Genomic DNA, 16,151 nt, shown 5'->3' with positions numbered 1-16,151 from the left:
AATTAATGCTGTTTCAAACGATTCTCTATATCAGAAAATCCAATCAGAATTAAAATTAAATCAGGCGTAAAAAGTATATTGACAATAGAGTTGGTAAAGTGGCGGCGCATTGGATTCACAGTAAAATGCTACTTTTTCATCCACAAATTTGGGCGCGTCCGCTACCGCAAAAATGTGGTTTTTGTATTCAGTGAAAAAAGCCGGTTCAAAATCGAGTGAAATCGTTTTGATAATGATTTTCTCGGTTTTATTTTTTAAGTCAACTTTCTTATCAGAACAACAATCTTTGTGTGTAGTTTCAACTTTAGCACAACAGGTTTTTTCAACCACAAGCGGCATTTGACAAACTTCTTCATCTGAAAAAACAGAAGAAATAGAAGCAATTTTTCCTTCACAATAATGCACACTAAACGCCAAGCCCGAATTGGAAACCAATATCAGTAAAGCGGTTAAAAGACTAATGTGCTTTTTCAAATTCATGTGACAAAGTTAACAATATTAAGTTTTCGAAAACTTAAAATGCTCTTAAACTTACAATTCTAACTCTTGCCCCATCAAAGGAACTGAGCAATCAATCGCATATCTCTCTTGAATTTTGATGCGCAATTCATCTGCCGGTTCGCTTTCCCCATGGACTAAAAACACTTTCTTGGGTTTTGTTTTTAAGTCGGAAAGCCAATTTAGCAAATCATTCTGGTCGCCATGTGCTGACAAGCCTTCGATTTCTAAAATCTTGGCTAAAACCGGATAATATTTACCATAAATTTTGATATCGGTAGCGCCTTCGAGTAGTTTTCTTCCTCTGGTTCCTTCGGCTTGATAACCAACAATAATCACAGTAGTTTCAGGCAAACCAATATAACGTTCCAAATAACTCAATACTCTTCCGCCCGTTATCATTCCGCTGGCGGCGATAATCACTTTGGGTTGTTTATCAAAAATAGTGGCAATCGTTTCTTGGTATTCTGAATTCATGGTAAACATTTTACACATGTCTATGCATTCTTGTTCCGATAATTTGTGCCATTTTCGATTTTCCATAAAGACCTCTAAAACACTGATTCCCATTGGTGTATCAATCACATAAGGAATATCGGGAATACGACCTTCTTTTTTTAATTGCCAAAGCAGAAACATTAAAGTCTGCGCTCGTTCCACTGCAAAACTTGGAATGATAATCGTTCCTTTTGCATTAACCGTATTATTGATATAGGTTTCCAAAAGTAATTTGACATCTTCTTCGGGATGAATTCGATTACCATAAGTACTTTCTAAAAAAACATAATCCGCTTTTTGAGGTTTTGTTGGCGCATACATTAAAACATCATCATCACGACCGATATCGCCTGAAAAAACTAAGGTTTTGTTTTCTAATGTCAATTCGATGGAACAAGCGCCAATGATATGTCCGGCATTGGTAAACTTGGCATAAATTTCAGCATCTAAATCAATATCTTCATTTGGTTTTACAATTCTGAAAAGCGGAAATACTTTTTCAGTTTGGGTCAAATCATATAAAGGTTCAGCTTTCTGATGTTTGGAATAATGCTCTTTGTTGGCACGCTCTGCTTCTTCTTCTTGGATTTTGGCGCTGTCTAACAAAATCAGTTTGGTGATGTCTTTGGTTGGACTGGTGCAATAAATTTTGCCTTTAAATCCTTGATTGACCAATCTAGGCAACCAACCGCAATGGTCTAAATGACCATGAGTCAACAGTACAAAATCGATGGAATTAGGTAAAATCGGCAATGGATTCCAATTGAGTTCGCGTAAAGGTTTAATCCCTTGAAATAAGCCGCAATCAATCAGAATTCGGATTCCATTACTCTCTATTAACGTTTTAGAACCCGTTACTGTTCCGGCGCCGCCTAAGAATTTGATTTTCATTTTTAAATATATTTACAAAGCTCAGAAGCTTCTTTAATCACATTTTTAATCCGAATTGGACTTACACCAATTTCTTCTAACGACCTTGTATTGTTTATGATTTCTTTGGCCAAAATAATCTCTTGCACTAGTAATTTATCTTTTTCCGCCAAAGTCAAAGTAGTCAAACAAGTTACTGGATACAATTGTCCTTCATCAATTCTTTTTCTCAAACTCGCCTTTTCCGGATAATCCCAACTCAGCAATTGTAATCCGGAACAATGAGCGAAAGCCATCGCATCTCCCGTAAATCGGTTATTGGTTACAATCCAACAGCCGGAAATTGTATCTTTTCGGGTAAAAACAATGTGGTTTCTGTCTTTTAAATCATTGAAACGGGAAAGTATGTACATGGGTACTTTCACATCTGAATTGGTTTCGCTTTTGGGATGGAATTTACATTCGACCATTTCTACATAATCGTTTTTCTTAATAACAACGTCTACTTCGTGCCCGACACATTTCCCGGATAAAAGAAGGTTGGTTTGTGCTGCGTAACCTTCCGAGACAAATAAACGCGCAATGTATTTTTCAAAGAAAAAACCCGCCGGACCAAGCATTTGAATGGCTGTTTTGAGATTATAGCGTGCGGCGTTTGCATTGGAAACTTTTTTAAGTAAACCAAAGGCTAGTTTGTAGATTTTCTTAGTAGAAATACCTTCGTAGATTTGTTTATCAATTTCTTGCAGAATATCTTCTACAACATGTTTGTTAGCGCCTGATTTTAGCAAAGAACTTTTGAGTTTGTCCCTATTGAAATCAACAATATTTCCCGAATGCTTTACTATTTTCATGACAATCGAAATTAAATTTCAGTTTTACTGAATGTATAGTAAAGTTACGAAAAATCGCTTACTTTCTGACTTGCTTTTGGTAATAAAAAGCCGGAATAAATAGCATGATAAAAATAGGCTGGATTAAAAATCTTCTGATATAGAAAAGTGTCATTTTATTTTCTTCTCCAAAGAAAGTCAGTACAAAAATGAAACTTATCATTAAAATTGACCCTAATATCATGTAAAGTAACATCGAGAATTTAACAATTTTGGTGTCTTTGAAAATGACATAAAGTAAAAACAACGAGATAACCGAATTGAGATAAAATCGAATTCCCAAACTAAAAAACAGCTTGAAAACATTAAATTGAGGCAATTTCGTGTGTGCATATTCGCTTTTGAAATAAGCCAAAAACGGGTCGTAAAACAGATTGTCTTCAAAAAGTCGGATGCAGATTAACAATCCAATCAGAAACAAAGACCAAAACACCTTTGATTTATTTTTTTGCAGTAGTTGTTGCATGTAATGAAAATTTATTGACCCAAATGACCCATAATAAAAACACGATTCCATAAATAACCAACGGAAATACAACACCGTGTAAAATGTGTTCATATTCCGGGAAACTATATAAAGCCATACACAGCAAAGCGATTCTGGCGATGTTTAAAATGTGAATTAAAATACTTCCGAAAAGAATAAAAACAATTGTCCTTTTGAACTTTCCAGTAAAAGCAATTATAAATGAAATAAACAGAATGATAACACTCAAAGCGTTGCAACCTTCAATAATTCGGGAAATGTATTGGCCTTTGTAGATTATTTTTATACTAGGTTCTGTGAGATGTTGTTGATTGTAAGCTTCTGCATCAAATAAAGTCAGAACTGATATTGTTTGATTGGCTACTAGTTGTGAAAACGAATCGACTTCATTTTTATTGGCATCAAACCGATTCAAATACGACTGATAAATCACTGTCAGCAGGACGTAAGTCAGCAAAAATTTCCCCAGAAAAAGTAAAAACGGTTTGTATTGCTGTAGCAGATTCTTCAAAATCGAATTTTTAACAAATTTATATAAAATAAAAAAAGCGCAGTCGTTACTTTTGCATAAAAATTGAAAATGACTTTCGAAAACTTAAAACCACAAGTAATTGCTATCCTTTCTGAAGTAAATACTGAAAGAGACGTGAAACTAAAAAACCTTTGTCAATTCCTGTCTGATAATGTTTCTTATTACAATTGGGTTGGTTTTTATTTTGCCAACCACGAAAACAAAACGATACACCTTGGACCATACGTTGGTGCCGAAACTGATCATACGGTAATTCCTTTTGGCAAAGGCATTTGCGGGCAAGTTGCTGAATCCAATGCAAACTTTGTGGTTCCAGATGTGTCGGCTCAAGACAATTATATCGCTTGTAGCTTTACGGTAAAATCAGAAATTGTTGTGCCACTTTTTGTGAATGGAGTTAATATTGGTCAAATCGACATCGACAGTCATGTGATCGATCCTTTTACTGAAGCAGACGAAAGATTTTTAGAGTTTGTAAATGAGGAAGTTGCGAAATTATTTTTAAAATAATTCATAATTTATAATTCGTAATTCGTAATTATTTTTACCTTTGCACACGAATTGAGAAAACCTCATTTCATACATAATAATCATTTAAAATAATATTGGAATGTATTTAACTAAAGAAACAAAAGCTGAAATCTTCGCTAAACACGGAGGAAAAGCTGAAAACACCGGATCTGCTGAAGGGCAAATCGCGTTGTTCACATTCAGAATCTCTCACTTAACTGAGCACTTGAAAAAAAATCGTCACGATTACAACACTGAGCGTTCGTTAGTACTTTTAGTAGGTAAAAGAAGAAGTCTTCTTGACTATTTAAAGAAAAAAGATATCAACAGATATCGTGAGATTATCAAAGAATTAGGTATTAGAAAATAATACATATCTAAAGAGGTGCTTGCGCGCCTCTTTTTGTTTTATAAATAAAAGAAAAGTTTCGGTTTTTCATTGGGTTACAAACAACTACTACAACAACTACAACACAACTAACCTAATTGTTTAAACGAATTAATTTTTATGATTCCAAAAGTAACCCAAGAAACAATCGATTTAGGGGATGGAAGAACCATCACAATCGAAACCGGTAAATTAGCCAAACAAGCAGATGGTTCTGTTGTTGTAAGATTAGGCGACTGTATGCTTTTAGCCACAGCCGTATCTGCGAGAACAGCCAATCCAAATGTTGACTTTTTACCTTTAACGGTAGATTACCGTGAAAAATTTGCCGCTGCAGGACGTTTTCCTGGTGGTTTTTTCAAAAGAGAAGCACGTCCGAGTGACAGCGAAGTATTAACCATGCGTTTGGTGGACCGTGTTTTACGTCCTTTATTCCCGGATGATTACCACGCTGAAACTCAGGTAATGATTCAGTTAATGTCGCATGACGAAAACGTGATGCCTGATGCTTTGGCCGGTTTAGCCGCTTCAGCTGCTTTGGCAGTTTCCGACATTCCTTTCTACAATTTAATTTCTGAAGTACGTGTAGCGCGTGTGGACGGAAAATTCATCATCAACCCAAGCAAAGCACAATTAGATTTATCGGATATCGACATGATGATTGGTGCTTCATTGGATTCGGTAGCGATGGTAGAAGGTGAAATGAAAGAGATTTCAGAAGCCGAAATGGTAGAAGCCATTAAATTTGCTCACGAAGCTATCAAAGTTCAAATTCACGCTCAGTTAAGATTACAAGAAGCTTTTGGTAAAAAAGAAATCCGTACTTACGAAGGTGAAGTAGAAGATGAAGAAGTTTACAAAAAAGTAAAGGCAGCAGCTTATGACAAATGTTATGCTATTGCGCAAGAAGCTTCAGGAAAAAGCGAAAGAGGCGAAAAATTCGCTGCAGTAAAAGAAGAGTGTAAAGCTTTATTTACTGAAGAAGAATACGCTGAAAACGCCGACTTAGCCGGTTTGGTTGGAAAATATTTCTACAAAACCAATAAAGAAGCCGTTCGTAACGTAATCCTTGAAAAAGGCATTCGTCTTGACGGAAGAAAAACTACAGAAATCAGACCAATCTGGTGTGAAATCGATTATTTGCCTTCTGTTCACGGTTCATCTTTATTTACCCGTGGAGAAACACAAGCTTTGGCTACCGTAACTTTGGGAACATCCAGAGAAGCTAACCAAATCGATTCTCCATCAGAACAAGGTGAAGAAAAATTCTATTTACACTACAATTTCCCTCCATTTTCAACCGGTGAAGCCAAACCTTTAAGAGGAACTTCCCGTAGAGAAGTTGGTCACGGAAACTTAGCTCAAAGAGCTTTAAAAAATATGATTCCTGCCGATTGTCCTTATACTATCCGTATTGTATCAGAAGTTTTAGAATCTAACGGTTCTTCTTCTATGGCTACTGTATGTGCTGGTACTATGGCCTTGATGGATGCCGGAGTTCAAATGGTAAAACCGGTTTCCGGAATTGCTATGGGATTGATTACCGACGGTCAGAAATTTGCGGTGCTTTCGGATATCTTAGGAGATGAAGATCACTTAGGTGATATGGACTTCAAAGTAACCGGAACCAAAGACGGAATCACGGCTTGTCAAATGGACATCAAAATCGACGGATTGCGTTATGACATTATGGAGCAAGCTTTAAACCAAGCGCGTGATGGTCGTATGCACATTTTAGAGAAATTGGTTGAAACTATTGCAACTCCTAGAGCTGACGTTAAGAAACACGCTCCGAAAATTATCATGAGAACCATTCCTGGTAACTTCATTGGCGCTTTAATCGGACCTGGTGGAAAAGTGATTCAAGAATTACAAAAAGCTACCGGAACTACTATCGTTATTAATGAAGTAGATGAACAAGGTGTGGTTGAAATCTTAGGAACTGATCCGGACGGAATTGCAGCAGTATTGGCGAAAATTGATTCAATCATTTTCAAACCAACTGTTGGTGAATCTTATGAAGTGAAAGTAATTAAAATGTTAGATTTTGGTGCCGTTGTAGAATATACCGCTGCTCCAGGAAACGAAGTTTTATTACACGTTTCAGAATTGGCTTGGGAAAGAACAGAAAACGTTGCCGATGTTGTAAAAATGGGCGATGTGTTTATGGTAAAATACTTAGGTGTTGACCCAAAAACCAGAAAAGAAAAAGTGTCGAAAAAAGCACTTTTACCAAGACCTCCAAGAGAAGAGAAAAAAGACGCTCCACAAGGTTAATTCAGAATATATTAATTCATAACAAAACCCAACTCGTAATGAGTTGGGTTTATTATTTTTTACCAATTTACAAAAGGAAACGATCGCTTTGCATTTTTATTCCAAATCCCAATTTGAAATCCTTTAGAATACGAACGGTTATAAACACCAAACTGCAAACCACGATTGTATTTGGCAGCATTTATTAAACCTATATGAACTCCTTTTAATTCGTAGGATTGATTAAAAAGTCCAACTGTTGCTCCATTTAAAGTATTATTAGCATTGTATATACCTATGGAAATACCATTTTGATTGTCTATGATAGTACCAAGAACAGTAATTGAAACGCCATTGAAATCATTAAATTTATTGGCTAGTGAAACATTCATACCATTCATACTCGCAGTGGTAAAAAAGCAACCTGTACTCAGATTTAAACCGTTGACTTTTACATGTGGCGTATGTTCCCAATTTTTTATTCTTAATCCTTCTCCGTCACCACGAGATGACAAATCTGTATTTTTGATTACATCTGGCAAATGCATTAACGTTAAAAAGGCTGCAAAAGTTGCAACAATTGGCGCAGGATTAACTTCTAAATTCAATCCATTAATCGTTTGATTGGCAATTCGACGGTTTTCCACATGTCCAAATCCGAAGGCAAAATTGACTTTGTTTATCTTTTTTGACATGGGCGTAAAACCAAAAAACTGGGAATGTTGTTTTACAGGAGTTAATTGTCGTTGGGAAAAACTGTTTTGGGAAACAATCGTGTCTTGAGCATAAATGATTTTAGTCGATAAAATCAAAAGCAATAAAATTCTTGTTTTCATGATAATTTAATTTTTAAAATTCAAATCAAAAATATTGTGATATTTACAATTAATTTAACGAAAATAAATTAAAATAATTTATATATTTGTGATTATCGCAAAACATGAACAATCAAGAGACACTGCTTAACGAGATTAGAAAACAACTTTCCCCATCGAGTTCATTGAACGATGCGGTTGCGGTTGCTTTAGATATTAGTTATGATGCGGCACACAGAAGGGTTTCGGGCAAGAGTAAATTTTCGATTGATGAAACCATTTTGCTTTGCCAACATTATAACCTTTCGCTGGACACCATTTTTCATAACGAAAAGAAAATGGTGGTTGAAAAAACCAAAGAAGTCAACTCAGAAGCCGATTTGGTTCAGTATTTCAAAGATTCCGCAGCGCATTTGAGTGAGTTTGTTGATTCTGATAATCTTTCCATTTTTTATTCTGCTAAAGACATTCCTCTTTTTTACACCATTGGCGGAAGCTTACTTTCCAAATTCAAATTGTATGTTTGGCTTAACTTACTCATCGGAAAAGAAAATATTCCGTCTTTTGAAAGCTTCATCATTTCGAGCCAACTTCAAGAACATTCATCGCTAATTCAAAACGTTTTTGCGAAAGCTACAGTTCATGAAATATGGAATGAAACGACAATAAACAGTACTATCCAACAAATATTGTATTTCTACGAATCGGGTTTACTGAGCATTGACAATGCAACAGAATTGTATCAGGATGTTAAAAACATGCTGTTCAATATCGAAGAAAAATCAAGTCAAAACGACATTCAATACCATTTGTACCAAAATGATTTGCTGATTTTAAACAATAGTGTTTTGGTCAAAAACGAGGTCAAAAGCAAACTTTTTATTCCTTATACTTTGCTGGGTTATTTTATCACTGATGATTTGGACACGACCAAAAATGCTTCCGAATATTTTAAATACCAAATGAAGAATTCAAAATCGCTCAACCTTTCAGGTACGCGAGATAGAAAGCTCTTTTTTAATAAAGCACACCAAAAAGTCGATTTCTATATACAACGATTAAACAATCAAATCGATTTGTTATTCTAAAACCAACCTAAAACCATCAAATTATGGAAGTTATTCTTTTCATTTTGGCCATTTGCGTCGTGGTATTGTTCATGAATTTATCCACTTTGAGAAACGACCATAAATTTCTTAAGTCTATTTTGGACAGGTATTCAACAGACCTTTCTAATCTGAAAAAAGAAATCGACGAACTCAAAAAACAAGGTGTTTCAAAAACTGCTATCGAAGAAATCAAACCGGCAGCCATAACTGAAATTATTCCTGAAATCAAAGCTGATGATCCGATTTCGAGCGCAATAGAAACACATATTGAAGAAGTCAAACCAATCGTTGAAGAACCAAAAACCTTCGAATTACCGATACTCAATTACGAAAGTCATCCGTTGCCAAAATTCGAAAAGGCAAAAACTGCTGAAGCAACATCCTATTCAGAAAAAGTAATTGAAGAAAAAGTTCACGAAGAAAAAGTGTATGAAGAAAGTGCCTTCTCCATTTTCCTAAAAAAGGCCGAAAAACAGTTTGCCGACAACTGGACCGGAATTCTCGGAACCGCCATTATGGTACTTGGAATCGGGTATTTGAGTATTTATACAGCGCTAAAAGTGCAACCGATATTCAGGGTTTTAATCTTGTGGTTGTACGCCGGATTGCTTATCGGTTCGTATTACTTTTTGGCCAAAAAAGAAAAATGGAACAAAACCGGACTTTGGTTAAGAAGTGCCGGCGCGAGTTTGTTTTTGTTCGGTTGTTTTGGCGCTTCACAGATCGAACCGCTAACTTTTATACACAATAACACTTTTGGATATTCGTTAATCGGTCTCGGAATTGCGCTCAATTTATATGTGGGTTACATCATAAAACAACAAACCTTTTTATCACTTCACGTGGTGTTAAGTTTACTTATTTTATGTGTAATCCCCGAGAAATTACTAGTTACTTTTATTCTCGCAGCCATCACATCAACTATCGGAATCATTTTATCTTATAAAGAAAAATGGGAATATCATTTGCTGACAGTGATTGTTGCTTTTATCATTTTCGATATTTGGTTCAATGCGGAAGGAACAACTTTAACCGCCACTCAAAATATTTTTGCTATTCTCGGCATTGTAATGGTTTCTGCGAGTTGTATGTTTATGCAATACCGAAGTGTTTATGAAAACACCCATTTTGATAAAGCGGCTTTTATTACGCATTTGACCAATTGGATTTTATTCGCCATCGGCTTAATTCTTCACTCTACCGGAAGTCATTTCAAAACTTTTATCCTATTTGCCGGAGCGATTATTTGCTTTTTTATGGCGATTAAAGCAAGGCAAAAGAAAATATTTTGGCTCTATAATTTAGACGGAATGGTGGCTTTTATTCTTTGCTCGTTAAGTATTATCATGCTCAATGATTGGCATGTAGGTGTTGATATTATTGCTTGTGTTTTGTATCTAATGACGATTATCTGTCTATTTGTGGTTTACCAACAAAAAGAAGCCTTATTGTATAAAATATTCCTTGGGATAAATCATTTTATGGCGATTGTATTAATCATTTTTGCAGCCTTAATGCTGAGCGATTCATTGGAACAAACCCAAATCACAAGTACTTTGGCCAGTTTGACAGCAATGACAATTATTTCACTTGCTGTTCCGATTGTCTCGGCGACTAAAAAAGAGTATTCAACGGTCGATTTTTTTATTGGCGAAAAGAGTTTGAGTGTAAACGGCTTGCTTTCGATAGTTTTTTCGATGTTTATCATCATGAAAATGGAATATACGTTTGGCAATTCCTTTTATTATGCAGTAATCGGCTTAGGATTGCTTTGGTGTTTGTTGAAAAAAACTTACGATTCCAAAACATTTGACATTGGTCGACTCTTCTTTTTAGGATTGAACTTGTTCACCGGAATACTTTTACTGAATTCACAAGAGCAATCTTTTGCCGATTGGACATTTGCTTTAGGATTGTTCGCCGTGATTGGATTCAATTGGTCGCTGAAACGCTTTTACAACAATGTCTTTATCATTCCATTCTTATGTATTTTGGGTTCCAATGCCGCTTTGATTGTGTTGTCTTTTAAATATTTGTCAGATTATCCAATGTTGCATATTTTCAGCTTTTTTGGCATTGCTTTACTCAATCACCAATTCTTATGGTTTAACTTCAAAAAGAAATATTTGACGGCGGAAAATGAAACTTTACTCTATCTTTTCTATTATTTCTTAGCCTTTTTAGGAAGCTTTATATTACTATGGCATTCTTGGAAACTGACCAATACTGAAATCGGCTTAACCTGTTTGGGAATTTCCATTGTCGAAGTTTATGTTTTATTTGCCAAAAGGATCAAAAACAAATCGGCAGAATCGTTTGCGAATTGGAATAGCTTTAACCTTTTGAATTCAGAATTATTAATTTTTAACGCGCTGTTGTTTGGTTTTTCTTGTTTGCAAATCGAATATAGTTCAGTGCTTTTATCGGTTTTGGCTATAATTACCTTTGTGCTATTCCAGAAATTCAACGAATTTAAAAGATATAGTAACTATTCGTTTATACTAATGATTGGAGGCATAGTTTTCTCTATCTATCAAGCGATTGACCATATTAATTCGGCTGACAAAACTATTCTTTACATCACGCAAGCCGCTAGCATTCTAATTTCAGTTGGCTATTCCTATTTATTATCTAAAACCGGAAAAGAAGAAAGCAAACTTTTCTCAAACGTCTTGCCTTACTTGCAAAATCTGTGGATAATTGTTTTACTGTTTCTCCAAGTCGAATTCAAATATCTTCCGATGTTATTTATGGGATTAGCGCTACTAAACTTCTGGTTAATCAATTCTAACAAAATCAAAACAGAACTCCATTTCTCCACATTCATTGGTTTTTTAGGAATTATCGCTTCAGTATTCTTTAGTGTTGACAAGCTCAATAGTTTTGAAGTAATCGATTGGGCATTACAATTAGGAAGTGTCGCTTTAGGGATAGTTTTTGTTATTCTTTTAAGCAAAAAAGAAACTATCGAAACCTTTAAATCCAATTACCAAATTGCATTGAATGTTTGGTTATCCATTATCATGTTCTCGCAATTGGAGCACAAATGGTTGCCTGTCTTTTGGGCAGCAACAGCCATTTTAAATCTCTATTTGTATTTCCGAAAAATCAGTCCGCAAAAGAACATCAGTATGGTTTATTATTTGTTGGCCAATTTGCATTTGGGCATCATTAGTTTCCATTTTTACGAACCGAATTTCTTGCCGGTTTATCTTTTAATATTCTTTCTTTTAGGTATTTACATTTATTTGGCTTACAAATGGATGGAAAACTTCAATCTCAAAAACAGTTGGTTGATTTATCCGGCGACTTTGAGTATCGGTTGCTTCTTATATCTTTCCTTCGATAAAGGTGTATTGACATTCTTCTGGATTTTGGAAGCCTTGGGTTTACTGATTTTAGGCATCATACTTAAAGAAAAATACTTCCGTTATGTTTCTTTATCCTTAGTTGGTCTCTGTATTGTAAGATTAATGTTCTTTGATTTATCCAATACCGATTTCTTGATAAGAGCCTTGGTTTTATTAGGTGTCGGAGTGGTTTTATTAGTAATGAACAGCTTGTTTAAGAAGTACAAAGACCGGTTTGATTAAAAAAACATTATGGTTTTGTAACTTTTTTGTTTTTTTGCTCGTACAACCACCTGAACACTTTAAAGTAAAGGAGATACATTAAATGAGACAACTCAAAATCACCAAGCAGGTAACCAATCGTGAAACTGCTTCCTTAGACAAGTACCTACAAGAAATTGGAAAAGTAGATTTAATTACTGCCGATGAAGAAGTTGAATTAGCACAGAAAATTAAAGCCGGAGATCAAAGAGCCTTGGAAAAATTAACCAAAGCGAATTTGCGTTTTGTGGTTTCTGTAGCAAAACAATACCAAAATCAAGGTTTAACTCTTCCCGATTTGATTAACGAAGGAAACTTAGGTCTGATTAAAGCAGCGCAACGTTTTGATGAAACCCGTGGTTTTAAATTCATTTCTTACGCCGTTTGGTGGATTCGTCAATCGATTCTTCAGGCTTTAGCAGAACAATCTCGTATCGTTCGTTTGCCTTTGAACAAAATTGGTTCCATCAATAAAATCAACAAAATGTACGCCTTATTAGAGCAATCTAACGAACGCGCACCTTCTGCTGAGGAAATTGCCAAAGAATTAGACATGACCGTAAATGACGTAAAAGAGTCCATGAAAAACTCTGGTCGTCACTTATCCATGGATGCGCCTTTGGTTGAAGGAGAAGATTCTAACCTTTACGACGTTTTACGTTCAGGTGAATCCCCAAATCCGGACCGCGAATTGATTCACGAATCATTGCGTACCGAAATTGAGCGTTCTTTAGAAACCCTAACGCCAAGAGAAGCCGACGTAGTTCGTTTGTATTTTGGTTTAGGCGACCAACACCCGATGACCTTAGAAGAAATCGGAGAAACTTTCGATTTAACCCGTGAGCGTGTTCGTCAAATTAAAGAAAAAGCGATTCGCAGATTAAAACATACTTCAAGAAGTAAAATTTTAAAAACATATTTGGGATAATCCCAATAACCGCAACAACAGTCTGATTAACTGTTCGTTTTTTGATTGATGATTGAAACTCCGGCTGATTACCGGAGTTTTATTTTTTAATGGCTTTTTTTATTTGGGCGTTGCCTTCGGCCGGGCTATACATTCCAATCTTTTTTAGGATTGTATTTCCCTACGCAAGCTTCGGGCAATCCTAAAAAAGGATTTCCACTCCTATCCCTAACGCAATCCTTGCTAAAATTCAACCCAAACTTTCTTTGCGTCCCGAAATTTCGGGATTCGCGAAAAAACCTTGCGAACTTTGCGGTTAAAAAACTAATTTTGTACCAACAACACACAAACCCTTTTACAATGAAGAATACCCTTATTGCACCATCAGTCCTTGCAGCCAATTTTGCCAATCTACAACGCGATATCGAAATGATCAATGCCAGTGAAGCGGATTGGTTTCACATCGACATTATGGATGGTGTTTTTGTTCCCAACATTTCTTTCGGAATGCCGGTTTTAGAAGCGATTTCCAAACACGCCAAAAAAACCATCGATGTTCACTTAATGATTGTTGATCCTGATAGATACATCAAAACTTTTGCTTCTTTAGGCGCGAACGTTTTAACCGTACATTACGAAGCTTGTACGCATTTACACCGAACTTTACAAGCCATCAAAGCCGAAGGCATGAAAGCCGGAGTTGCTTTAAATCCGCATACGAATGTGGCGCTTTTAGAAGATATCATCAAAGACATCGACATGGTTTGCCTCATGAGTGTAAATCCGGGTTTTGGCGGACAATCTTTCATCGAAAACACTTACTCTAAAATTGAAAAACTAAAAGAATTAATCATTCGGAAAGGTGCTTCAACCATCATCGAAATTGACGGCGGTGTAACCGATAAAAATGCCAAAAGACTAGTCCAAGCCGGTGCCGATGTCTTAGTAGCCGGAAATTTTGTCTTCAAAGCAGAAAACCCAGCACAGACTATCGTTGATTTAAAGAAAATCACCACGCTATAATCTTATCAAAGAGAATTTCTCTTTTAACAAAAGGCTACGCAACTTGAATATTGTTTGTATCAGATATTAATGTTTGTGATTTAACATTCTACTGACATGTTGGAACAATTCCGGAAATTGAGCTTTAAATTCATTAGGTGTTTCAAAATAATGTTCAATAATAACTGAAATAAATTCGAAATGATTGGTGTAGGCATAAATACGGAAATAATCGGATTCGATTAGTCTTTGCCTATTTGGCGGATGATTTACCTCTTTATGAAGTCGTTGATAATGCTTTCTAAATGCCAATGAACTACCGTCGTTGCTTCGTAAACTATGGTGATGGACTACATGTGAAAATTCGTGAATACCTAAGTTCAAGTTGTCATTTTTGATTTCGTATCCATCGGTAAAATCTTTCCATGAAAAGACTACTGCTTTCATTCTTGGATTAAATTCCCCTTTATGATATTGGTCTGTATGTTTAGAATAATAAGTTTCAGGATAGATGATAATTTTATCAAAGGTATTGATGAGATAGCGCCTCATTCCGAAAGTTAGCATGACATAAGTTCCGGCAACCAAAGTTTGCATTTCTCGGTCAATCTGAAAATCTTCTCTGGGAATGAACTGGTATTTTTCTTTAAAAGTGGCTAATCGATGGTGAAAATAAACTTTGTGCTTGTCTGACAATTTTTGGTAAAAAGGAAATTTTTGCCTTAGAAAAAACTCTTCTTCTGTAGTTATACTTTTGGGATTGAAATACAGATGAATATAAAGAGGCTTGTTAAATATCGCAATCCATAGGTCATCCAAAACACTTACTAGAAACATGATAAAGTAGACCAAAACACCTATCAGAACAATGAGAGCACATAAGGCTAAAAATATTTCCATTGGCTAAAGATATAAAAAAAGGCCAATAACTATGTAGCCTAATCATAACTGTGAAAGGATTTCTATCGAACTCTATACTTAGATATTATGTTGGAACGATATGATTGTCGCTTAACAAAGTGAAGTACTAGAGCATCTTATTTCAACGAATAAGATATTTTTTTTACTTTTATCAAAACTTAAAACACTATGAAGAAAATACTATTATTATCTTTTTTATTCATTGCCCTGACAACCAATGCCCAAATAAAAGTTGCCAAGGCAGAAGCAAAACCTGTTCTTGTTGGTAAGGTTGGAACGCCGACTTTGAGTACCGTAGAAATTACGAAAACCGGTGAATTGGTAACCTTTAAATACCAGAATAACAACAAGCCTCAAATAGCTGAATTCAAAACCTTCAGTTTTAAAGATATTGATGATGCTCTTGAAGGATTCTATACTGTCATCAAAGATGGGCTTACAGCTCAACCGAAAGAAGACATAAAGATTGAATTACCCAATGAAACTGTGAGCCTTCAGTTCACTAAAGCAATGAATATTGCCAGTGTGAAGATGAAGATTAGTTATAACAATGGTGAAGAAAGCGGAACAACAGTATGGTTAACCCAAAAGCAAATTGATAAATTGTTCAATAAACTATAAATTTAAGTAAGCTATTACATAAGGATTTATGCTGCGCAAGTTCCCTCAAAGCTCCGCTTTGAAAATACAAGAACCAAGAAAATGCTCAAGCGAGCTTGGACGAAAGGGATTTTGCTGCGCAAGTTCCCTCAAAGCTCCGCTTTGAAAATACAAGAACCAAGAAAATGCTCAAGCGAGCTTGGACGAAAGGGATTTTGCTGCGCAAGTTCCCTCAAAGCTCCGCTTTGAAAATA

At 35.6% G+C, this 16,151-nt stretch carries 15 protein-coding genes; 8 read left to right on the top strand and 7 right to left on the bottom strand.

Translation table 11 applies throughout. From position 1 onward, the window contains the following. Positions 1-60: 60 nt before the first annotated feature. The 5 genes from ACK4R1_RS05175 to xrtF are packed head-to-tail and all read right to left on the bottom strand — an operon-like array spanning position 61 to position 3,757. Positions 61-480 carry an HYC_CC_PP family protein gene (locus ACK4R1_RS05175; protein ID WP_409684374.1) on the bottom strand — a complete coding sequence of 140 codons (420 nt, stop codon included), beginning with the start codon at positions 478-480 and terminating at the stop codon, positions 61-63. Positions 481-531: 51 nt separating this feature from the next. Next, positions 532-1,887, bottom strand: coding sequence for an MBL fold metallo-hydrolase RNA specificity domain-containing protein (locus tag ACK4R1_RS05170; RefSeq protein WP_409684372.1), 1,356 nt, complete (start codon positions 1,885-1,887; stop codon positions 532-534). A gap of 2 nt (positions 1,888-1,889) precedes the next feature. Next, positions 1,890-2,720, bottom strand: a complete 831-nt coding sequence (locus tag ACK4R1_RS05165) for a restriction endonuclease (protein ID WP_409684370.1) — start codon at positions 2,718-2,720, stop codon at positions 1,890-1,892. Between the two features lie 58 nt (positions 2,721-2,778). Further along, complete coding sequence (locus ACK4R1_RS05160; protein WP_409684368.1) at positions 2,779-3,225, bottom strand: exosortase F system-associated membrane protein; 447 nt, start codon at positions 3,223-3,225, stop codon at positions 2,779-2,781. Then, positions 3,200-3,757: an exosortase family protein XrtF gene (gene xrtF / locus ACK4R1_RS05155; RefSeq protein ID WP_409684366.1), complete on the bottom strand. Its 558-nt coding sequence runs from the start codon at positions 3,755-3,757 to the stop codon at positions 3,200-3,202. The genes ACK4R1_RS05160 and xrtF overlap by 26 nt, the downstream gene beginning before the upstream one ends. Positions 3,758-3,826: 69 nt before the next feature. On the opposite strand from xrtF, the gene ACK4R1_RS05150 reads away from it, so the two are divergent. The 3 genes from ACK4R1_RS05150 (at position 3,827) to ACK4R1_RS05140 (ending at position 6,953) form a co-directional block, all read left to right on the top strand. Beyond that, positions 3,827-4,288, top strand: a complete 462-nt coding sequence (locus ACK4R1_RS05150) for a GAF domain-containing protein (RefSeq protein ID WP_409684364.1) — start codon at positions 3,827-3,829, stop codon at positions 4,286-4,288. 100 nt (positions 4,289-4,388) lie between these two features. After that, positions 4,389-4,658: a 30S ribosomal protein S15 gene (gene rpsO, locus ACK4R1_RS05145; RefSeq protein WP_026724205.1), complete on the top strand. Its 270-nt coding sequence runs from the start codon at positions 4,389-4,391 to the stop codon at positions 4,656-4,658. 138 nt (positions 4,659-4,796) lie between these two features. Continuing rightward, a complete protein-coding gene (locus tag ACK4R1_RS05140; protein WP_409684362.1) occupies positions 4,797-6,953 on the top strand; it encodes a polyribonucleotide nucleotidyltransferase in 2,157 nt (718 codons plus the stop codon). 59 nt (positions 6,954-7,012) lie between these two features. Here the strand turns inward: ACK4R1_RS05140 and ACK4R1_RS05135 are convergent, their stop codons facing one another. Further along, entirely contained in the window at positions 7,013-7,768 is a 756-nt protein-coding gene (locus ACK4R1_RS05135; protein ID WP_409684360.1) for a hypothetical protein, read from the bottom strand. Between the two features lie 104 nt (positions 7,769-7,872). On the opposite strand from ACK4R1_RS05135, the gene ACK4R1_RS05130 reads away from it, so the two are divergent. The 4 genes from ACK4R1_RS05130 (at position 7,873) to rpe (ending at position 14,397) form a co-directional block, all read left to right on the top strand. Then, the gene (locus ACK4R1_RS05130; RefSeq protein WP_409684358.1) at positions 7,873-8,835 is read left to right on the top strand and encodes a hypothetical protein; all 963 of its coding nucleotides are present in this window, start codon (positions 7,873-7,875) and stop codon (positions 8,833-8,835) included. Between the two features lie 23 nt (positions 8,836-8,858). Continuing rightward, positions 8,859-12,449, top strand: coding sequence for a hypothetical protein (locus ACK4R1_RS05125; protein ID WP_409684356.1), 3,591 nt, complete (start codon positions 8,859-8,861; stop codon positions 12,447-12,449). An 82-nt stretch (positions 12,450-12,531) separates the two neighbouring features. After that, entirely contained in the window at positions 12,532-13,395 is an 864-nt protein-coding gene (locus tag ACK4R1_RS05120) for an RNA polymerase sigma factor RpoD/SigA (protein ID WP_121311792.1), read from the top strand. Positions 13,396-13,734: 339 nt separating this feature from the next. Continuing rightward, a complete protein-coding gene (gene rpe, locus ACK4R1_RS05115) occupies positions 13,735-14,397 on the top strand; it encodes a ribulose-phosphate 3-epimerase (protein ID WP_409684354.1) in 663 nt (220 codons plus the stop codon). A 66-nt stretch (positions 14,398-14,463) separates the two neighbouring features. On the opposite strand, the gene ACK4R1_RS05110 is transcribed toward rpe, so the two are convergent. Then, complete coding sequence (locus ACK4R1_RS05110) at positions 14,464-15,213, bottom strand: zinc-dependent peptidase (protein ID WP_409684811.1); 750 nt, start codon at positions 15,211-15,213, stop codon at positions 14,464-14,466. Between the two features lie 252 nt (positions 15,214-15,465). On the opposite strand from ACK4R1_RS05110, the gene ACK4R1_RS05105 reads away from it, so the two are divergent. Further along, positions 15,466-15,918: a hypothetical protein gene (locus ACK4R1_RS05105; protein ID WP_409684352.1), complete on the top strand. Its 453-nt coding sequence runs from the start codon at positions 15,466-15,468 to the stop codon at positions 15,916-15,918. Positions 15,919-16,151: the final 233 nt, after the last annotated feature.

This window comes from Flavobacterium sp., from assembly GCF_046293665.1.
Classification (GTDB): domain Bacteria; phylum Bacteroidota; class Bacteroidia; order Flavobacteriales; family Flavobacteriaceae; genus Flavobacterium.
This window is presented reverse-complemented; position numbering and strand designations above follow the sequence as displayed.